This is a genomic window from Streptomyces sp. NPDC048192 (assembly GCF_043202415.1).
Lineage (GTDB): Bacteria > Actinomycetota > Actinomycetes > Streptomycetales > Streptomycetaceae > Streptomyces.
Genome location: NZ_JBIDAL010000002.1, coordinates 1 through 20,066 on the forward strand (window position 1 = coordinate 1; position 20,066 = coordinate 20,066).

General features: G+C 72.5%; 18 protein-coding genes. 13 read left to right on the top strand and 5 right to left on the bottom strand.

The genetic code is table 11. From position 1 onward, the window contains the following. The 5 genes from ACGFZN_RS02815 to ACGFZN_RS02835 all read left to right on the top strand — a co-directional run. Positions 1–440: DUF3459 domain-containing protein (locus ACGFZN_RS02815; protein ID WP_393856678.1), on the top strand; the 440-nt coding region annotated here is incomplete at its 5' end. Beyond that, positions 437–2,155, top strand: coding sequence for a maltose alpha-D-glucosyltransferase (gene treS, locus ACGFZN_RS02820; protein WP_393856679.1), 1,719 nt, complete (start codon positions 437–439; stop codon positions 2,153–2,155). The genes ACGFZN_RS02815 and treS, both read left to right, overlap by 4 nt. 31 nt (positions 2,156–2,186) lie before the next feature. After that, positions 2,187–3,551, top strand: coding sequence for a maltokinase (locus ACGFZN_RS02825; protein ID WP_393856680.1), 1,365 nt, complete (start codon positions 2,187–2,189; stop codon positions 3,549–3,551). 4 nt (positions 3,552–3,555) lie between these two features. After that, entirely contained in the window at positions 3,556–5,757 is a 2,202-nt protein-coding gene (gene glgB, locus ACGFZN_RS02830) for a 1,4-alpha-glucan branching enzyme (protein WP_393856681.1), read from the top strand. A gap of 92 nt (positions 5,758–5,849) precedes the next feature. Further along, positions 5,850–6,938, top strand: coding sequence for a glutamate--cysteine ligase (locus ACGFZN_RS02835; RefSeq protein ID WP_393857169.1), 1,089 nt, complete (start codon positions 5,850–5,852; stop codon positions 6,936–6,938). A gap of 10 nt (positions 6,939–6,948) precedes the next feature. Here the strand turns inward: ACGFZN_RS02835 and ACGFZN_RS02840 are convergent, their stop codons facing one another. Then, a complete protein-coding gene (locus ACGFZN_RS02840) occupies positions 6,949–7,182 on the bottom strand; it encodes a DUF6480 family protein (RefSeq protein ID WP_330341781.1) in 234 nt (77 codons plus the stop codon). 150 nt (positions 7,183–7,332) lie between these two features. Between ACGFZN_RS02840 and ACGFZN_RS02845 the strand changes: the two genes are divergently transcribed. The 4 genes from ACGFZN_RS02845 (at position 7,333) to ACGFZN_RS02860 (ending at position 13,749) form a co-directional block, all read left to right on the top strand. Then, positions 7,333–9,231 (top strand): AMP-dependent synthetase/ligase, encoded by a 1,899-nt coding sequence (locus ACGFZN_RS02845; RefSeq protein WP_393856682.1) that lies wholly within the window; start codon positions 7,333–7,335, stop codon positions 9,229–9,231. Between the two features lie 162 nt (positions 9,232–9,393). Next, positions 9,394–9,828 (top strand): ATP-binding protein, encoded by a 435-nt coding sequence (locus ACGFZN_RS02850; RefSeq protein WP_393856683.1) that lies wholly within the window; start codon positions 9,394–9,396, stop codon positions 9,826–9,828. Between the two features lie 196 nt (positions 9,829–10,024). Beyond that, entirely contained in the window at positions 10,025–11,398 is a 1,374-nt protein-coding gene (locus ACGFZN_RS02855) for an NAD(P)/FAD-dependent oxidoreductase (protein ID WP_393856684.1), read from the top strand. A gap of 128 nt (positions 11,399–11,526) precedes the next feature. Further along, positions 11,527–13,749, top strand: a complete 2,223-nt coding sequence (locus tag ACGFZN_RS02860; protein WP_393856685.1) for an FUSC family protein — start codon at positions 11,527–11,529, stop codon at positions 13,747–13,749. 19 nt (positions 13,750–13,768) lie between these two features. Here ACGFZN_RS02860 and ACGFZN_RS02865 read toward each other — a convergent pair whose 3' ends face one another. Further along, the gene (locus ACGFZN_RS02865) at positions 13,769–14,620 is read right to left on the bottom strand and encodes an RNA polymerase sigma factor SigF (RefSeq protein WP_393856686.1); all 852 of its coding nucleotides are present in this window, start codon (positions 14,618–14,620) and stop codon (positions 13,769–13,771) included. A gap of 318 nt (positions 14,621–14,938) precedes the next feature. Further along, positions 14,939–15,367, bottom strand: a complete 429-nt coding sequence (locus ACGFZN_RS02870) for an ATP-binding protein (protein ID WP_393856687.1) — start codon at positions 15,365–15,367, stop codon at positions 14,939–14,941. Between the two features lie 125 nt (positions 15,368–15,492). On the opposite strand from ACGFZN_RS02870, the gene ACGFZN_RS02875 reads away from it, so the two are divergent. Both ACGFZN_RS02875 and ACGFZN_RS02880 read left to right on the top strand, forming a co-directional pair. Then, complete coding sequence (locus ACGFZN_RS02875) at positions 15,493–15,735, top strand: hypothetical protein (RefSeq protein WP_393856688.1); 243 nt, start codon at positions 15,493–15,495, stop codon at positions 15,733–15,735. A 281-nt stretch (positions 15,736–16,016) separates the two neighbouring features. Continuing rightward, complete coding sequence (locus ACGFZN_RS02880; protein WP_393856689.1) at positions 16,017–16,475, top strand: cyclic nucleotide-binding domain-containing protein; 459 nt, start codon at positions 16,017–16,019, stop codon at positions 16,473–16,475. Between the two features lies 1 nt (position 16,476). Here ACGFZN_RS02880 and ACGFZN_RS02885 read toward each other — a convergent pair whose 3' ends face one another. Together ACGFZN_RS02885 and ACGFZN_RS02890 are read right to left on the bottom strand one after the other, a co-directional pair. After that, positions 16,477–17,772: an MFS transporter gene (locus tag ACGFZN_RS02885; RefSeq protein WP_393856690.1), complete on the bottom strand. Its 1,296-nt coding sequence runs from the start codon at positions 17,770–17,772 to the stop codon at positions 16,477–16,479. Positions 17,773–17,868: 96 nt separating this feature from the next. Beyond that, positions 17,869–18,486 (bottom strand): LysE/ArgO family amino acid transporter, encoded by a 618-nt coding sequence (locus tag ACGFZN_RS02890; protein ID WP_393856691.1) that lies wholly within the window; start codon positions 18,484–18,486, stop codon positions 17,869–17,871. Positions 18,487–18,552: 66 nt separating this feature from the next. Between ACGFZN_RS02890 and ACGFZN_RS02895 the strand changes: the two genes are divergently transcribed. Then, positions 18,553–19,437, top strand: a complete 885-nt coding sequence (locus tag ACGFZN_RS02895) for a LysR family transcriptional regulator ArgP (RefSeq protein WP_393856692.1) — start codon at positions 18,553–18,555, stop codon at positions 19,435–19,437. Between the two features lie 349 nt (positions 19,438–19,786). Then, on the top strand, positions 19,787–20,044 hold the full coding sequence (locus ACGFZN_RS02900; RefSeq protein WP_393856693.1) for a WhiB family transcriptional regulator: 258 nt from the start codon (positions 19,787–19,789) through the stop codon (positions 20,042–20,044). The last annotated feature ends 22 nt before the right edge of the window (positions 20,045–20,066 follow it).

Below are 20,066 nucleotides of genomic sequence, written 5' to 3' on the forward strand. Positions count from 1 at the left end.
ACCTCGACTCGGAGAAGTACCAGCTCAAGCCCCGAGACTGGGAAGCAGCCGCGCGAGAGGGCCGCACCATCGCACCGCTCATCACCCGGCTCAACACGATCCGACGGCAGCACCCCGCGCTACAGCGCCTGCGGAATCTCCGCTTCCACCAGACCGACAACGATGCCGTGCTCGCCTACAGCAAGAGCGCGGGAACGGACACGGTCGTCGTGGTCGTGAACCTCGACCCGCACCACACCCAGGAGGCCACGGTCTCGTTGGACATGCCGCAACTCGGCCTGGACTGGCACGCCACCCTGTCGGTGCACGACGAACTGACGGGTGAGACGTACCACTGGGGCAGGACCAACTACGTGCGCCTGACGCCGGGCAGCGCGCCGGCGCACGTGCTCCACGTCGGGCGTCCGACGCCCCAGAACGGAGGGCCCGCAGCCTCATGACCGTCAACGAACCCGTACACGACACCTTCGAGGACACGCCCGCGAAGGACCGGGATCCGGAGTGGTTCAAGCGCGCCGTCTTCTACGAGGTCCTGGTCCGCTCCTTCCAGGACAGCAACGGCGACGGCATCGGCGACCTGAAGGGCCTGACGGCCAAGCTGGACTATCTGCAGTGGCTCGGGGTCGACTGCCTGTGGCTGCCGCCGTTCTTCAAGTCGCCGCTCAGGGACGGCGGCTACGACGTCTCCGACTACACCGCGGTGCTGCCCGAGTTCGGTGACCTGGCCGACTTCGTGGAGTTCGTGGACGCCGCCCACCAGCGCGGCATGCGCGTGATCATCGACTTCGTCATGAACCACACCAGCGACCAGCACCCGTGGTTCCAGGAGTCCCGCAAGAACCCCGACGGCCCCTACGGGGACTACTACATGTGGGCCGACGACGACAAGCAGTACGAGGACGCCCGGATCATCTTCGTCGACACCGAGGCCTCCAACTGGACCTTCGACCCGGTGCGCGGCCAGTACTACTTCCACCGCTTCTTCTCGCACCAGCCGGACCTGAACTACGAGAACCCGGCCGTGCAGGAGGAGATCCTTGCGGCCCTCAGGTTCTGGCTGGACCTCGGCATCGACGGCTACCGGCTCGACGCGGTCCCCTACCTCTACGCCGAGGAGGGCACCAACTGCGAGAACCTGCCCGCCACCCACGCCTTCCTGAAGCGGGTCCGCCGTGAGATCGACGCGATGTACCCGGACACGGTGCTGCTGGCGGAGGCCAACCAGTGGCCGGAGGACGTCGTCGACTACTTCGGGGACTACTCCTCCGGCGGCGACGAGTGCCACATGGCCTTCCACTTCCCGGTCATGCCCCGCATCTTCATGGCCGTTCGGCGCGAGTCCCGCTACCCCGTCTCCGAGATCCTGGCCAAGACGCCGGCCATCCCCTCCGGCTGCCAGTGGGGCATCTTCCTGCGCAACCACGACGAGCTGACCCTGGAGATGGTCACCGACGAAGAGCGCGACTACATGTGGGCCGAGTACGCGAAAGACCCGCGGATGCGCGCCAACATCGGCATCCGCCGCCGCCTCGCGCCCCTGCTCGACAACGACCGCAACCAGATCGAGCTGTTCACCGCCCTGCTGCTGTCCCTGCCCGGCTCGCCGATCCTGTACTACGGCGACGAGATCGGCATGGGCGACAACATCTGGCTCGGCGACCGCGACGCCGTACGCACCCCGATGCAGTGGACCCCCGACCGGAACGCGGGCTTCTCCACGTCCGATCCGGGCCGGCTGTACCTGCCGACGATCATGGACCCGGTCTACGGCTACCAGGTCACCAACGTCGAGGCGTCGATGTCCTCGCCCTCGTCGCTGCTGCACTGGACCCGGCGCATGATCGAGATCCGCAAGCAGAACCCCGCCTTCGGACTGGGGTCCTACACCGAACTGCAGTCGTCCAACCCGGCGGTGCTGGCCTTCCTGCGTGAGTACGGCGACGACCTGGTGCTGTGCGTCCACAACTTCTCCCGGTTCGCGCAGCCCACCGAGCTCGACCTGCGGGCCTATGACGGGCGGCACCCGGTCGAGCTGATCGGCGGGGTCCGCTTCCCCGCGATCGGTGAACTCCCCTACCTGCTGACCCTGCAGGGCCACGGCTTCTACTGGTTCCGGCTCACCCGAGTCGCATCCCGCATCGGCCGCCGACGCTGAACGACCGGCGCCGAGGAAAGGACGCGTCACCATGCCGAAGACCATCACCGTCCGCCCCAGAGCGGTGGCGGGCCCCGACGGGCCCTTCGCCTCTCTGAGCGGGCTGCTGCGCGAGTGGCTGCCGAGGCAACGCTGGTTCGCGGGCAAGGACCGGCCCGTCACCGACCTTTCGGTGCTCTCCGTGACCGAGCTGTTCCCGGGATGTCTGCATCTGCTGGTGCACGCCTCGCACGCGCCCGTGCCCACGCCGGGCGGCACTCCCCCGCCCGGTGACTGCTACCAGCTGCTGCTGGGCCTGCGCGAGCACCTCGCCCCCCGGCTGGAGCGGGCGTACATCGGGCGCGCCGGACAGGGTCCTCTCGCCGGGCTTGCCGTGTACGACGCGCTGCACGATCCGCGCTCGGCGCATCTGCTGCTGGAGCGGCTGCGCCGGCCCGGCGCGGCCGGACCGCTGCGGTTCGAGGCGGACCCGGCCGCCGACGTGCCCGGCGGGCTGCCGCCGCGCCTGCTGGACGCCGAGCAGTCCAACTCCTCGATCGTGTACGGCGACGCCTACATCCTGAAGCTGTTCCGCCGGATCCAGCCGGGCGTCAACCCGGACCTGGAGGTGACGGCCGCGCTGGCCGCGCAGGGCTGCACCCGGGTGCCCGCGCCGGTGGCCTGGTTCGGCACGACCGCGCCGCAGCCGGCCACGCTGGGCGTGCTGCAGCCGTTCCTGCCGGACGCCACCGACGGCTGGACGCTGGCGCTGCGCGCCCTCGCCTCCGGCGACGACTTCACCGCCGAGGCCCGTGAGCTGGGCCGGGCGATGGCCGAGGTGCATCTGGCGCTGGCCGAGGCGTTCGGTCCGGCCGGGCCGGGCGAGAACCTGCGTACGGCCGAGGCGATGTGCGCCCGGCTCGACGCGGCCGCGCACGCCGTACCGGGGCTGCTGCCCTTCGTGCCGGGGCTCAGGGCCGCGTTCGCGGCGCTCGCCACCTGCGACACCGGGCCGCCCGCGCAGCGCATCCACGGGGACCTGCATCTCGGGCAGGTGCTGCGGGCCGGGCGCGACTGGTTCGTCATCGACTTCGAGGGCGAGCCGTCCCGGCCGCTCGCCGAGCGGTGTGCCCCGCAGTCCCCGGTGCGGGACGTGGCGGGGATGCTGCGCTCCTTCGACTACGCGGCCCGGCAGCGCCGCCCCTGGCGACCCGAATGGGCGCGCCGCTGCCGGGAGGCGTTCTGCGCGGGCTACGCGGCCCGCGCCGGCTGGGATCCACGCAAGAAGCACGCGCTGCTGCGCGCGCACGAGACGGACAGGGCGGTCTACGAGGTGCTGTACGAGGCGAGACACCGGCCGGACTGGCTGCCGGTACCGATGGCGGCGATCAAGCGGCTCGCCGTGTGGGGAGGCTGAGGTCATGGCCCTGCGCGACACCGCACTGCCCGAGACCGCCGGCCCCGCGCCGGTGCAGGCCGCACCGCTCGACCCGGCCGACCGCGGCCGGCTGCTGGGCGGCGCCCACCACGATCCGCACGCCCTGCTGGGCGCCCACCCGGTGCCGGGCGGCACCCTGTTCCGGGCGCTGCGGCCGAACGCGCGCGCGGTGAGCGTCGTCGTCGACGGCAAGCGCAGCGCCCTGCACTCGGAGGGCGACGGCCTGTTCGCGGCCGTGCTGCCGTACCCGGAGATCCCGTCGTACACGCTGCTGGTCGCGTACGACGACGCCGAGCTGGAGGCGCACGACCCCTATCGCTTCCTGCCCGCCCTCGGCGAGCTGGACCTGCACCTGGTCCGGGAGGGCCGGCACGAGCAGCTGTGGCAGGCGCTCGGCGCCGAGCCGATGACGCACCAGGGCGTGGCGGGCACCCGCTTCACCGTGTGGGCGCCAAACGCCCAGGGGGTGCGGGTGGCCGGTGACTTCACGTACTGGGACGGCACGCAGTACCCGATGCGGTCGCTGGGCGCGTCCGGTGTGTGGGAGCTGTTCCTGCCGGGGATCGGGGAGGGCGCCCGGTACAAGTTCGAGATCACCTCGCGCTACGGCCACCGGTTCCTCAAGGCGGACCCGATGGCCCGGGCCACGGAGGTGCCGCCGGACACGGCCTCGGTGGTCACGGCCTCGCACTACGCGTGGGGCGACGCGGAGTGGATGGCACACCGGGGCGACACACCGGTGCACGAGGCGCCGTTCTCGGTGTACGAGGTCCATCTGCCTTCCTGGAAGCCGGGTCTGACCTATCGTCAGCTGGCCGAGGAACTGCCCGCGTACGTCAAGGAGATGGGCTTCACGCATGTGGAGCTGATGCCGGTCGCCGGGCATCCGTTCAGCGGGTCCTGGGGTTATCAGGTCACCTCCTACTACGCGCCGACGCCCCGGCTCGGCTCCCCGGACGACTTCCGGTACCTGGTGGACTCGCTGCACCGGGCCGGCATCGGTGTGATCATGGACTGGGTGCCGGCGCACTTCCCCAAGGACGACTGGGCGCTGGCCCGGTTCGACGGGGACCCGCTGTACGAACCCGGGAACGCGACCCGCGCCGAGCACCCGGACTGGGGGACGTACGAGTTCGACTACGGCCGCACCGAGGTGCGCAACTTCCTCGTCGCCAACGCCGTGTACTGGTGCCAGGAGTTCCACATCGACGGGCTGCGGGTGGACGCCGTCGCCTCGATGCTCTACCTGGACTACTCGCGGGACTCCGGCCAGTGGGAGCCGAACGTGTTCGGCGGGCGGGAGGACCTGGCCGCGGTCGCCTTCCTGAAGGAGATGAACGCCACCGTCTACCGGCGCTGCCCGGGGGTGGTGACCATCGCCGAGGAGTCCACCGCCTGGGACGGGGTGACCCGGCCGACGGACTGCGGCGGGCTCGGCTTCGGGCTGAAGTGGAACATGGGCTGGATGCACGACTCGCTGCAGTACATCCAGAAGGAGCCGGTGCACCGCAAGTACCACCACAACGAGATGACCTTCTCGATGGTGTACGCCTACAGCGAGAACTACGTCCTGCCGATCTCCCACGACGAGGTCGTGCACGGCAAGCAGGCCCTCGTGTCGAAGATGCCCGGCGACTGGTGGCAGCGGCGCGCCAACCACCGCGCCTACCTCGGCTTCATGTGGGCGCACCCGGGCAAACAGCTGCTGTTCATGGGGCAGGAGTTCGCCCAGGGGGCCGAGTGGTCCGAGGCGCACGGCCCCGAATGGTGGCTGCTCGCGGACGACTACCACTCGGCGGGCGACCACCGGGGCGTGCGTGATCTCGTGCGGGACCTGAACACCGTGTACCGGGCGACCCCGGCGCTGTGGCAGCGGGACACCGACCCGGCGGGCTTCCAGTGGGTGCTGTGCGACGCGGCGGACGACAACGTCTTCGCGTTCCTGCGCTTCGCCGCCGACGGCTCCCCGCTGCTCGCGGTGTCCAACTTCTCCCCCGTCGTCCGGCACGACTACCGGCTGTGGGTCCCGGACTCGGTCGCCGCCTGGCAGGAGGAGCTGAACACCGACGCCGTCCGCTACGGCGGCAGCGGCGTCGGAAACGACGGGCCGCTCAAGCCCGAGGACGGGTTCCTGCGGCTCACGCTGCCGCCCCTCGCCACCGTCTGGCTGAGGGCGGAACGCTGAGGCACAGGTGTCGGCGGCCCGCCCAGGGGCAGTCGGGGTCGTGAAGACCCACGACTGCCCCTTATGGCATGGACACGGAAGGGTGGCACCAGGTGCGGACCGTCGGAGTGGAGGAGGAGCTCCTCCTGGTCGACCCGGAGAGCGGTGACCCGAAGGCGCTGGCGGCGGCCGTCCTCGCCCGGGTCGCCCATGACGATCCGGGACAGCAGGTGTTCGAGAAGGAGCTGTTCCGGCAGATGCTGGAGTTCGCCACGCATCCCCAGGAGGACATGGCGGCCCTGGCCGAGGAGATCGTGCGCTGCCGCAAGGAGGCGGCGCGGCACGCCGGGGAACTCGGCTGCGCGGTGGTGGCCCTGGCCACCTCTCCCCTGCCGGTCAGCCCGTCTTTGAGCGTGAACGACCGCTATGAGTGGCTGGCCGACCGGTACGGGATACCGACCTGGGAGCAGCTGGTGTGCGGCTGCCACGTGCATGTGTGCGTGGAGTCGGACGAGGAGGGCGTCGCCGTCCTCGACCGGATCCGCCCCTGGCTGCCGGTGCTGCGCGCGATCAGCGCGAACTCGCCGTTCTGGCAGGGCAAGGACACCAGTTACGCCAGCTATCGCAGCCGGGTGTGGAACCGGTGGCCGTCGGCCGGTCCGACGGAGCCGTTCGGGTCGGCCGAGCGGTACCACCGGCGGGTGGCGGAGATGGTGGCCACCGGCACCCTGCTGGACGAGGGGATGGTCTACTTCGACGCGCGGCTGGCCGTCCGCTATCCGACGGTGGAGCTCCGGGTGGCCGACGTGTGCCTCAGCGCGGAGACCGCGGCGCTGATCGCGACGCTGGCCCGCGCGCTCGTGGAGACGGCGGCGCGGGACTGGCGGGCGGGCCGCCCGGCCGGCGAGCACAGCGTGAGCCTGCTGCGGCTCGCGGACTGGCAGGCCGCCCGGTTCGGCTTGGAGACGGAGCTGCTCGACCCGGCGACCATGCGGCCGGCCCCGGCCGCGCACGTGCTGCGCTCCCTGCTGGAGCACACGGCGGACGCGCTCACCGACGCCGGTGACACCGACCGCGCCGAGCAGGGCATCGCCGAGCTGCTGCGCCGGGGCAACGGCGCACGCGAGCAGCGCAGGCTGCTGGATCGGACGGGCAGCCTGCGGGACGTCGTCACCGAGTGCGTGCGGCACACCCAGGGCTGAGCCCTGTCGGTCAGAGGATCAGCGCCAGGGCGTACGCCAGGAAGCCTGCGGCGATGAGGACGACGACGAGCAGGATGAGCGTCAGCGGGGCCTTGGCCCAGCCACGCGGCGGATTGTGCGTCTCCCGGGGCCCGGCCTCGGGCATGCTGCTCTCGGCGGGCGGGGTCTCGCCGGGCGGTACCGAACCGCCCGGCTCCAGACCGGTGCTGCGCTCGGGCTCCGGATCGGGGTTCACATGACTCATGTCTGCCGAGTCCCCAGGACACGCCCAGATCATCAGCCGATCACGACTTGCCCGTTCCCGGCACCGAACACGCTCTCCTGGGCTAGATTCGAGCACCGCCGACACAGAGCCGATCGGCGGTGTGACCCTCCGTACACCCAGGAGCAGCGCATGCCCGACGTCGCCCTCGCTCCCGCCGCTGCCCCGCCGCTCACCGGCGGCCTCGCCGACAGCGTCTTCGACACCGCGGACCTGCGTCCCGCCCTGCCGGTGCTCGCGTACCGGCTGGACTCCGCCGCCACCACGTGGCAGGAGGTGACGGCCGTCGAGCTGCGGGACGAGGTGGTCGATCTGGCCAAGGGGCTGATCGCCGCCGGGATATCCCCCGGCCACCGGGTGGCCCTGATGTCCCGCACCCGGTACGAGTGGACCGTGCTCGCCCACGCGCTGTGGGCGGTGGGCGCGGAGATCGTGCCGATCCATCCGATGTCCTCGCGCGACCAGGTCGAGTGGATCCTGCGGGACGCCGGCTGCGTGGCCGTGGTCGTGGAGGACGAGCAGGGCGTGATGACGGTGGGCACGGTGTGCGCGGGGCTGCCGCGGCTGCGCCACGTCTGGCAGCTGGACGCGGGCGCCCTGCCCGACCTCGTCGAGCAGGGCGCGGTCGTGCCGTACACGACCGTGGAGTCGCTGCGCCGGATCGTGCTGCCGGACGCCACGGCGGCGGTCGTCTACACCTCCGGCACCTCCGGCCGCGCCCAGGGCTGCGCGCTCAGCCACCGCAACCTCGCCTATCCCTGCGACACGCTGCTGGCCGGCTGGCTGCACACCGCGGCCCCGCCGGGCGAGCAGCCGTCGGTCCTGGCGTTCCTGCCGTTCTCCCATGTGTACGGCCTCATGATCATGCTGACGTGTGTGCGCGGCGGCGTGCTGATGGCACACGAGCCGGAGCTGACCGAGCAGTCGCTGGCGTCGGCGCTGGCCACGTTCCGGCCGACGTACCTGTACGGAGTGCCGTCGGTCTTCGAGAGGCTGTACAAGAAGTTCCTGCAGACCGCCCAGCAGACGGGCCGGGGCGCCCTGTTCGAGCGGGCCGCGCAGACCGCCCGGGACTTCGCGGCGGCCGAGGAGCGCCGCCGGCTGGGCACCGGGCCGGGCCCCGGATTCGACCTCAGGGTGCAGCACGCCCTGTTCGAGCGGACGGTGTACCGCAGGCTGCGCGCGGCGCTCGGCGGGCGGGTGGTGCGCGGCACCTCGGGCGGTTCCTCGCTCAGCCGCGAGCTGACGCTGTTCTACGAGGGCATCGGCGTGTTCGTCCACGACGGGTACGGCCTGACCGAGGCGTCCGGCGGGATCACCATGCAGCCTCTCGGCCGGGAGAAGTCCGGGACGGTGGGCCGGCCGCTGCCGGGCACGGAGGTCCTGGTGGCCGACGACGGGGAGATCCTGGTGCGCGGTCCGTCGGTGTTCCAGGGCTATGTCGGCGACGAGCAGGCGACGCGGGCCGCGCTGCGCGGCGGCTGGCTGGCCACCGGGGACATCGGGCGGCTGGACTCCGAGGGCTATCTGACGATCACCGGGCGCAAGAAGGACATTATCGTCACCAGCGGCGGCAAGAGCGTCGCCCCGGGCCCGCTGGAGCAGCGGCTGCGGATGCATCCGCTGGTCCACCAGGCGGTGGTGATCGGCGACGACCGGCCGTGCGTCGGCGCCCTGATCACCCTGGACCCGGACTTCCTCGCGCACTGGCGCACCGCACTGGCCTTGCAGGGGGACAGTCCGGGCCGGGAGAGCCGCGAGGAGAACGCGCTGCGGGAGGAGATCGCGCGGGCCGTCGCGTCGGCCAACAGCGCCGTGTCCCGGGCGGAGTCGATCAGGGTCTACCGGGTGCTCCAGGAGCCGTTCGCCGCGGACAACGGACTGCTCACCCCGTCGATGAAGCTGCGCCGGGAGGCGATCGTGCGGCACTACGCCGCGGAGATCGACGCGATGTACGAGACGCGGTCCCGCAGGGCGCGGGTCCCGCAGGAACCGGCGGACTGGGACGAACCGGACGACGTTTTCCGCTGACCCCTCACAGGCGGGGGAGGCGCCGTGAGAAGGGACGGATGCGGACGGGTAGGCTCCCCCAGCCGGGGGAACCCGCTGCCGCAGAATGAGATCAGCACCTACGACCGTCCGGGGCTGCAGGGGTCTGGCCGAGGCCCGCCCGCCCGGACCGGGGATTGCGAGATGGCGACGGAGCCGCGCGGGGACGACACACCGCCTTCGGAGGACTGGTACGAGCGCACCTTCTCCTTCGACGGAGAGCTGCGCAATGTCACGGAGGCCCGGCTCGCCGCGGAGGAGTTCCTCTGCGCGCTCGCCGCGCAGGCGCCGCCCGCGGCGCCCGAGTACTGGGACGACATACTGCTGGTGGTGACCGAGCTGGCGGCGAACGTGATCCAGTACGCGCCCGGGCCGTTCGGGCTGCGGATGCGCCGCACCTTCGACGGGGTGCACGTGACGATGCGCGACAGCAGCACGACCAAGCCGGAGCCGCGGCCCTTCCACCCCCGCACGGGCGGCGGCGGCATCGGCTGGCATCTGGTGCACACGCTGTGCACGCAGGTCAGCGTCGTCGTGGACGACGAGGGCAAGGACATCCACGTGTTCCTGCCCTGGTGACCGCCCGCCTACGACGTGTGAGCGGGCGCGGGCCGGTTACTTGGCCCGTGTCGGGGCAGGTTGGTGTCCAGCGTTCGTCTGCCTGCCGTACCCGGCTGGCGGGACCGCCCGGGGCGCGGTGGGATCGAGGGTGGTGTGCACCGATCCAGGGCAAGCGAACGGCGTCGAGTCGGACCGCCTGGAGCCGCAGAAAGGGATGAACACCGTGACACGACCCAGGATCCTGGTGGTTGGCGCAGGCTTCGCCGGAGTCGAGTGCGTCCGCCGCCTGGAGCGGAAGCTCTCTCCCGCCGAGGCCGACGTCACCCTGGTGACGCCGAACTCCTATCAGCTGTACCTGCCGCTGCTGCCCCAGGTCGCCTCCGGCGTCCTCACGCCGCAGTCGATCGCGCTGAGCCTGCGCCGCAGCAAGAAGTACCGCACCCGGATCATCCCCGGCGGGGCGATCGGCGTGGACCTGAAGGCGAAGGTGTGCGTCGTCCGCACCATCACCGACAAGATCGTCAACGAGCGCTACGACTACATCGTGCTGGCGCCCGGCAGCGTGACCCGGACCTTCGACATCCCCGGGCTGACCGAGCACGCCTTCGGCATGAAGACCCTCGCCGAGGCCGCCTACATCCGCGACCACGTCATCACGCAGCTCGACCTCGCCGACGCCAGCGACGACCCCGCCGAGCGGGCCGCGCGGCTGCAGTTCGTGGTGGTCGGCGGCGGATACGCCGGCACCGAGACCGCCGCCTGTCTGCAACGGCTCACGCACGCCGCCGTCCAGCGCTACCCGCGTCTGGACCCCGGCCTGATCCGGTGGCATCTGATCGACATCGCGCCCAAGCTGATGCCGGAGCTGGGCGAGAAGCTCGGCCGCAGCGCACAGGAGATCCTGGGGCGGCGCGGCATCGAGGTGTCGCTCGGGGTGTCGATCGAGAAGGCCGGCGCGGAGGAGGTCACCTTCACCGACGGCCGGGTGGTGCCCACGCACACGCTGATCTGGACGGCAGGCGTGGTGGCGAGCCCGCTGATGGCCACGCTCGGCGCGGAGACGGTGCGCGGCCGGCTGGCGGTCACGCCCGAGATGTGCCTGCCGGGCTACGACGGGGTGTTCTCGCTCGGCGACTCGGCCGCCGTACCGGATCTGGCCAAGGGCGACGGCGCGGTCTGCCCGCCCACCGCGCAGCATGCCATGCGCCAGGGCAAGCGGGTCGCCGACAACGTCATCGCGACACTGCGGGGGCAGCCGATGCAGCCGTACGTGCACCGCGACCTGGGGCTCGTGGTCGACCTCGGCGGCAAGGACGCGGTGTCCAAGCCGCTCGGCGTCGAGCTGCGCGGGGTGCCGGCCCAGGCGGTGGCCCGCGGCTACCACTGGTCGGCGCTGCGCACGAACGTCGCCAAGGCCCGGGTGATGACCAACTGGATGCTGAACGCGGTGGCCGGCGACGATTTCGTCCGCACCGGTTTCCAGGCCCGCAAGCCGGCCCGGCTGAAGGACTTCGAGTTCACCGACGCGTACCTGACGCCCGAGCAGGTGCGGGCCCAGGCCGAGGGCAAGGCCCTGGACAGCCCGTGACGTGCCGCCGCCCGGGCACAGGGAGCAGGTAACCCGGACCGGCGTGCGATGCTGGACCGGAGATCGATTTCCGGTACGGGAGAGAGCGCGGCGGAGTGAGCACAGCGGGGCGACCTGGGCGGGTACGGATGTGGGACCGGCTCGCGGCGTCCGATCCCGGGCTGCTCAGGCTGGCGGCGGGGGCGCGCACGGTCACCGCGATCGCGCTCACCCTCGCCGTCCTGGCCGTCCTGCGGGTGCCGGTGCCCCATCTGGTCGCCGGCGCCATGGCGGCGATGGTGGCGACCTTCGCCATCCGCGAGAAGCAGCGCCCCCGGCAGGCGGTGACCCTCGCGCTCGGCCTGCCGGTGGCGCTGGCGTCGGTGTCGCTGGGCGCGCTGCTGAACCAACGGGTCGTCGCCGGCGACCTGTTCTTCGTCGTCCTGATCTTCTGCGCGGTCTACGGCCGCCGGTTCGGCGACCGCGGCACGGCGCTCGGCCTGATCGGCTTTCAGGTCTACTTCCTGTCGCTGTTCGTGCACGCGACCGCGTCGGCGCTGCCCGCGCTGTACGGCGTCATCTGCGTGGCGTTCGGGTGCAGCGCCGCCGCGCGTTTCGTGCTGCTGCCGCAGACCCCGGCGGGCACCCTGGACCGGCTGCGGCGCGCCTTCCGGGCCCGGCTCGCCCAGCTGATCGCCGTCCAGGCCGAGTTGCTGGACGCCGGTCCCGACGATGTCGACAAGGTCCTGGACGACCTGCGCACCGCCACCGCGCGGCTGCACGAGACGGCTCTGATGATCCAGGGGCGGCTGGAGGACGGCACCTCGGACGCGGCGGCGGCCCGGCTGCTGCAACGGCGGATCGCGGACGCCGAGATCGCCTCGGAGCGGCTCGGCCTGCTGCTGCTCACGGCGCGCAGTGCCGAGCGGACCGACACCCTGACCCTGCATCTGCCGGGCGCCCCGCTGCCGTCGGGCGGTGAGCTGCCGGTGCGGGACGAGGCGTCACAGGCGCTGCGCCGGGATCTGCAGGCGCTGCGGCTGCTGATGCTGCGGCCGGTCGGCGAGGCCCGCGGCACCGCGCTCGCCCATGTGCGCAACCGGCTGCTCGGCTACCGCGAGGAGGACAACCTGCCGAAGGCCTCGCCGGCCGTGCAGGACGTCTTCCGCGGGCTGGGTGAGGCCGCACGGGCCGCGCTGGGGCTGCGGACGGCGCTGGAGGGCCCGCAGGACGAGTCCGACGACACGCCGGAGACCACCCGCTCGCGCGAGGAACTGGAGGCGGAGGACGCCGCGATCGAGGCGGGTGAGGAGGCCGAGGCGCAGGAGCCGGGGCCGGCCGGTCTCGAGCGGCCCACCACCCGGGCCGCGGTCCAGGTGGCCGTCGGCTCCGCGCTGGCCATCGTGGGCGGCGAGCTGCTGTCCAGTCAGCGCTGGTACTGGGCGGTGCTGACCTGCTGGATCGTGTTCCTCAACACCGCCTCGACCGGTGAGATCCTGGTCAAGGGCTACCGGCGGCTGCTGGGCACGGTGCTCGGGGTGGTGGCGGGCATCGGGCTCGCCGGTGTGGTCGGACACCACACGTGGACGGCGTTCGCGCTGGTGCTGGTGTTCATCTTCGCGATGTTCTACACGGCGCCGCTGTCGTACACGCTGATGTCGTTCTTCGTCACCGCGATGCTGGGGCTGCTCTACACCCTGCTGAACACCTACAGCATGGCGGTGCTGGTGCTGCGGGTGGAGGAGACGGCGCTCGGCGCGGCGTGCGGGGTGATCGCGGCGGCGGTGGTGCTGCCGGTCCGCACGGACCGCCGTACCAACGAACTGCTCGTCACGGTCCTGGAGCGGCTCGCGGGTGTCACCCGGTCCGCCGTGGACCAGTTGAGCGGCGGGGCGAGCGCCGATCTGGTGGAGCAGGCGCGCGATCTGGACCAGGCGCTGGCCGATCTGCGCGCGGCCACCCAGCCGCTGACCCATCCGATCACACCGCTGCGCGCCCGCCGGGACACCGCCCGGTACGTGGTGGCGCTGCTGGAGACCTGCGCGTACCACGGGCGCTCGCTCGCGGCCACCGCCGAGCTGCTGCCGACGCATCCGTCGATAGCGGCGGATCCCCGGCTTCGCGGGGCGTGCGCGCGGATCGTGCGCAACATCGAGGCGATCGCCGCGCAGGTCGCCGACCCGCGCGCCGGGGCGCGGATCGAGTCCGGCTCCAGCATCGCGTCGATGCTGGAGCCGGGAACCCTGCGCACCCCGCGCTACGGCCGGGTGACCGACCGGGTGCTGCGCCATCTGCAGCGGCTGGACGAGGCGGTCGTGGGCCTGGCCCGGCCGCTGGGCCTGGCGACCGCGCCGGGCCGGCCGATGCGGTGACGGCCGGGCGGGCGGGCGTTCAGGCCGGCCCGCTGCCGCCCGCGTGCCGGCCCATGACCTCGTCGCGCACCCGGGCGCAGCTGCGGCTGATCAGCCGGGAGACGTGCATCTGGGAGATGCCGAGCCGGTCGGCGATGCGGCTCTGCGTCATGTCCTCGAAGAACCGCATGTAGAGGATGGCCCGCTCGCGCTCGGGGAGCCGGCGCAGTCCCTCCTTGGCGGCTTCGCGGTCGACCACCACGTCGTACGAGGCGTCCGTGTCGCCGAGGGTGTCGGCGAGGCTGTAGCCGTCGTCACCGGCGGACAGTTCGGCGTCCAGGGACAGGGTGCTGAAGCTCTCCAGCGCCTCCAGGCCCGCGGCGACCTCCTCCTCGCTCAGGCCCGTGTGCTCGGCGATGGCGGCGACGGTGGGTTCGGGGCTGCCGGGGTTCTGGGTGAGTTCGCGGCGGGCCACCCGCACCCGGTTGCGCAGCTCCTGCACCCGGCGCGGCACCCTGAGGGCCCACATCCGGTCGCGGAAGTGCCGCTTGACCTCGCCGGTGATGGTGGGAACGGCGTAGCTCTCGAAGGCGCCGCGGGACGGGTCGAAGCGGTCGACGGCCTTGACCAGCCCGAGCGCGGCCACCTGGCGCAGGTCCTCGACGGACTCGCCCCGGTCGCGGAAGCGGGAGGCGATCCGGTGGGCCATGGGCAGCCAGGCTTCGACGAGTTCGTCGCGTACGGCGTCCCGTTCGGGGCCGTCGTCCAGTTCCGCGAGCCGGGCAAACAGGGCTGCGGTGTCAGGGGCGTCGTCGTGGGGCCGCCGTGTGGACGTGGTGGTGGAGTCCGTGGGGGGCGTGCCGGGACGGCTTGTCGACATGTCGGTCAGCATGCGGAATCGCTCCTGAACGTGGTTTCAGGGCACACCGCAACCGGAAGTGAGGTTCCGGAGCGTGGCCCGAACGGTGGTGTCAGGTTCGCCGCGGGATCGTCGCCCGGGCCGCCGGGAGGCGGCCCGGGCGGTCATACGAGTCCCGCCGGGTGCGCGCCTCCGGTCCGAAGCACGAGATTCCGCCTGCCCCCCGCCTCGCGGAGCAAACACCGCTGCGCGGAACTTCCGCGTGGTTCCGGTGCGGCGGTTCCCGTCAGCGGTTTCCGTGCAGCCGTGTCCGTGCAGCCGTGTCCGTGCCGCTGGTTCGGTGCCGCTGTTTCAGTGCAGCGGCACGACGGCCGTGATCCGCTTGCCCCCGCAGGGCAGCTGGGCCACCCGGACGTCCCGGGCCAGCCGGCACACGATGGGCCAGCCGCGGCCGCCGGGCCGGCCCGGGCCGTCGGCGGGCGGGGCGGCCATCGGCATCTCGTCGCTGCCGTCGCTCACCGAGACGCGTACACCGCCGGAGTCGACGTCGACGTCGAAACCGGTGATTCCGCCGCCGTGCAGAATCGCGTTGGTGGTGAGCTCGGAGGTGACCAGCAGGGCGTCCTCCATGGCCTCGGCGTCGCAGGGGATGGCACGCGCCCGGCACCGTTCGGCCACCACGCACTCCACGGTTCTGCGGGCGTCGGCCGGCCGGGACGGCAGCCGACGGCACGGTTCCGGCCGTGTCGCGGGGGCGCTGGTGCGGTGGGTGGAGCGCATCCCTACCTCCCTGGGCGGTGCCGGGACTGTTACCATTCCTCCTTTTTCGGCTGACCCCTGTCGGCGCCCTCAAACACATGCCGTGGCGGTGTCATCACCGCGGATCCGCCGGGTATGAGACCGGTATGACCGATGTCGTGGACGCGGACGAGTTGTTGCGGCGCATCCAGCGGGGCCGGGACCACGCGGCCGGCGAGGAGAAGGCCTGGCGGGAGCGCGCGCAGAGCCTGACGGCGACGGACCCGGACGCAGCGCGGGAGGCGGCGGTCCGGGCGTGGGCGTTCGAGGCGGTGGGGCGGGTGCTGACGGAGATCACCTGCCCGGGCCGGCAGCCACCCGCTGCCGGAGGCGTGAAACAGGTCACGTGACCCGCTACCGATTGGTAGAAAGACCACCGGATGGTTTATCGTTCATACATACGTGGTGCCGGAGGTGACCGGAACCGTCCTTCCTCCCTCCCCGCGCGCCACCGTATACGGCCCTGGCTGGTTTCCCCCGTCCAGCCAGGGCTTTTTGCTGCCCGCAACCGGCGCCCGGCCCAGGGCGCGCCGGGAGACGCCGGGCCGTTCGAGGTGCCCGGTGGGGCGGCAGCGGCTGAAATGGGCTTAGGGGAAGCACCCCAACCGCCGCCGGCGAGGAGTCCCGCGCCATGACCAAAGCGATCAAACTGCTCACCGCCCTGCCCCAGGCGCAGCGCGAGCGCCTGATGGAACTGGCCAAGGAGGTCGCGTTCCCGGAGGACACCCGCATCTTCGAGGCGGGCGGCACCGCCGACCGGTTCTGGGTGATCCGCTCGGGCGCGGTCCATCTCGACACCCAGGTCACCGCCCGGCGGCGGGTGACGGTGGCCTCGCTCGGCGCCGGCGACCTGCTCGGCTGGTCCTGGCTGTTCCCGCCGTACCAGTGGGACTTCGGCGCGGTGGCCTTCACCGACGTACGCGCCTACGAGTTCGACGGGCCCTCCGTGCTCGCCGTGTGCGTGGAGGACCCCCTGCTCGGACTGTCGCTGGTGCGCACGGTGGCCGAGATCCTCGCCCACCGCCTGGAGACCACCCGGGGCAAGCTGATGGACCAGTACGCCATCCAGCGCCGCACGGGTCCGCTGTAGGTCAGATCCGGTACTGGCGCAGCGCCGGTACGGCGGCCGCCAGCACCAGCATCACCACGACGACCAGCGCGCCGCCGCCCGCCACCGCGGCGCGCGGGCCGAAGGCCGAGCCGGCCGTGCCGTGCAGCACGTCGGCCAGGCGCGGGCCGCCCGCGACGACCACGGTGAAGACGCCCTGCATCCGGCCGCGCATCTCGTCGGTGGCCGCCGACAGCAGGATCGCGCCCCGGAACACCATCGAGACCATGTCGGCGACGCCGGCCGCGGCGAGGAAGGCGAGGGCCGCCCAGAGGTTGCCGCTCAGCCCGAACCCGGCGATGGCCACGCCCCAGCCGACGACCGCCCCGATGACCATCCAGCCGTGCCTGCGGGCCCGCGAGAACACCCCGGAGAACAGGCCGCCGAGCACCGCGCCGACCGGGATCCCGGCGAACAGCACGCCGAGCGCCAGCCCCTCGCCCCAGGAGTGGTACGTCTGGGCCGCGAGCTGCGGGAAGAGGGCGCGCGGCATGCCGAACACCATGGCGACGATGTCGGCGAGGAACGACAGCAGCAGCACCTTGTGCCGGGATATGTACCGGAAGCCCGCGGCGATCTCGCGCACCCCGGCCCGGCGGGCGGCCTCGCCGAGCGGCGGCAGCGCGGGCAGCCGGAAGACCGCCCACACGGTCACGCACAGCGCCACGGCGTCGATGAGGTACAGCTCGGGCAGTCCGATGACCGGGATCAGCACACCGGCCAGCAGCGGGCCCGCGACCAGGCCGGTCTGCATCACCGTGGAGCCGAGCGCGTTGGCGGCGGGCAGCTGCCCGGCCGGGACCAGCCGGGCGATGGAGGCGTTGCGGGCGGGCGCGTTGAGCCCGAAGAACGCCTGCTGCAGCGCGAGCAGCACCATCAGTACGGCGACCGAGTCGAGCCCGGTGACCGCCTGCGCCCAGAACAGCAGCGACGTCACCGCGATCCCGCAGTTGGTGACCAGCAGCAGCTTGCGGCGGTCCACGGTGTCGGCGACCGCCCCGCCCCACAGCGCGAACGCCACCATGGGCACGAGCCCGGCCAGGCTCGCGTAGCCGACCCAGGCCGAGGAGTGCGTGACGTCGTAGATCTGCTTGGGCACGGCCACGGCGGTGAGCTGGCTGCCGACGGCGGTGACGATCGTCGAGGTCCACAGGCGCCGGTAGGCGGGGATGCGCAACGGACGGGTGTCCATCGCCCAGCGGCGCCAGCCGCGCCGGGGCGGGGCCGCCGGGTCCGGCGCGGTGTCGCGTTCGGTGGTGCTGCTCTCGCTCGTGTCCACGGGTGTCCTGTTGCGCGTAGAGGTTGTCGGCTACATCTTTTCGCTTCGAGAGCCTGACTATCTCAGCAACCCCTGTGCACGCCGAACTCCGTGGACTCAGGATCCGGCCATGAGCGTGGCCCCCAGCGCCAGCATGGTGACGGCGACCAGGCCGTCCAGCACCCGCCAGGCCGCCGGCCGGGCCAGGAAGCGGCCGAGCAGCCGGGCGCCGAAGCCGAGCGCGGCGAACCAGCACAGGCTGGCGAGCGCGGCACCGAGCCCGAAGGTCCAGCGCAGGGCGCCCCGGTCGGCGGCGAGCGAGCCGAGCAGGAAGACGGTGTCCAGGTAGACGTGCGGGTTCAGCCAGGTCATCGCCAGACAGGTGAGCACCGCGCGGCGCCGGGAGCCCGCGGCCTCACCCTCGGTGGTCAGGCCCGCCGCGGCCGGCCTGAGCACCCGGCGGGCGGCCAGGACGCCGTAGCAGAGCAGGAAGAGCCCGCCGACGATCCCGACCGCCCGGACCGCGCCCGGCCACGCCACCACGACCGCCCCCACTCCCCCGACGCCGAGGGCGATCAGCACCGCGTCGGACAGGGCGCAGATGCCCACCACCGCGAGTACCGCGTCCCGGCGCACCCCTTGCCGCAGGACGAAGGCGTTCTGGGCGCCGATGGCGACGATGAGCGACAGGCCGGTGCCGAATCCGGCGGCAGCGGCGGTCAGGGCGTGGTTCATGCGCTCGACGCTAAGGAGGGCAGGCACCCAAGTACAGCTAAAGATTCTTAAGTATCCTTAGCCATTATGATGCCCGACCTGCCGCTGGACCAGATCCGGACGCTGCTCGCCGTGGTGGACGAAGGCACCTTCGACGCCGCGGCCGCCGCCCTGCACGTGACGCCGTCGGCGGTCAGCCAGCGGGTCAAGGCGCTCGAACAGCGCACCGGCCGGGTGCTGCTGCAGCGCACCAAACCGGTGCGGCCCACGGACTCGGGCGCGGTGCTGGTCCGGTACGCCCGGCAGCTCGCGCGGCTGGAGCGGGACGCCTGGGGCGAACTGGGGCTGAGCGGCGCCGGGGAGCCGACGCGGGTGTCGGTGGCGGTGAACGCCGACTCGCTGGCGACCTGGTTCCTGCCGGCGCTGACCCGCGCGCCGGGCCTCTGCTTCGAGCTGCACCGGGAGGACGAGGACCACACGGCGGCCCTGCTGCGCGAGGGCCTGGTGATGGCGGCGGTGACCACGGCGGCCGAGCCGGTGCCGGGCTGCACGGTCCGGCCGCTCGGCAGGATGCGGTATCTCCCCGTCGCCGCACCGGAGTTCACCGCGGCCCACCTGGACGGCCGGTCCCTGCCCGACGCCCTGCCCGAGGCGCCCGTCGTCGTCTTCGACCGCAAGGACGACTTCCAGGACGCCTTCGTGCGCCGGCTCGGCCGCGGCGCCGCCGGCGCGCTCCGGCATCTCGTGCCCACCTCTGAGGGGTTCCTGGACGCCGTCGCCGCCGGGCTCGGCTGGGGCATGGTGCCGGAGGTCCAGGCGGAACCGCTGCTGGCCGGGGGCCGGCTGGTGCTGCTCGCCCGGGAGTGGATGGACGCCACGCTGTACGGGCAGCAGTGGCGGCTGGACTCCCCCGCGCTGGCCGCGCTGGCCGAGGCGGTGACGGCGACGGCGACCTCGGCGCTGCGCCGCTGACCCACACGGTGCGTTTCACCCGTTTCGCACCTCAGGATGCGCCGCGCGGAGTACGGTGGTCGGGCGGTGGCGCGGCGGACGGCGGCCCCTGCCGGTTCTCGCCCGCAACTCCGCGCCGCCGGCGCCCGGTCGGGCAGGGGCGGGTCCCGGCCCCGTGGCTGTTCGCCCCGTTCCCCGGCCTGTTGAGCGCGCACGCTCGGCCCGGGCCGTGCGCGTACCCGTGGCCGGATCGCGGTCGTCTCGCGATTCCCCCTGGGGCGCGGCTGTTTCACGCCGCCCCGACCGGTCACCCGAATCCGCAGTGCATACGACAGGCACGGACGACATCCATCCGATCCAGGAGACTTCCATGGAGAACTGGCGCGACCATGCCGCGTGCCGTCGCGAGGACCCCGACCTGTTCTTCCCCGTCGGCACCACCGGGCCGGCGCAGGTGCAGACCCAGCAGGCGAAGGCGGTCTGCGCGCAGTGCCCCGTCCGCGAGCCCTGCCTGGACTGGGCGTTGGAGACGGGCCAGAGCATCGGCATCTGGGGCGGAACGACCGAACTGGAACGCCGGGCCCTGCACCGCCGGGCCCGCGCCCGCTCCCGCCCCCGCTCGGGCTGACGCCCCAGGACGTGCCACCGCC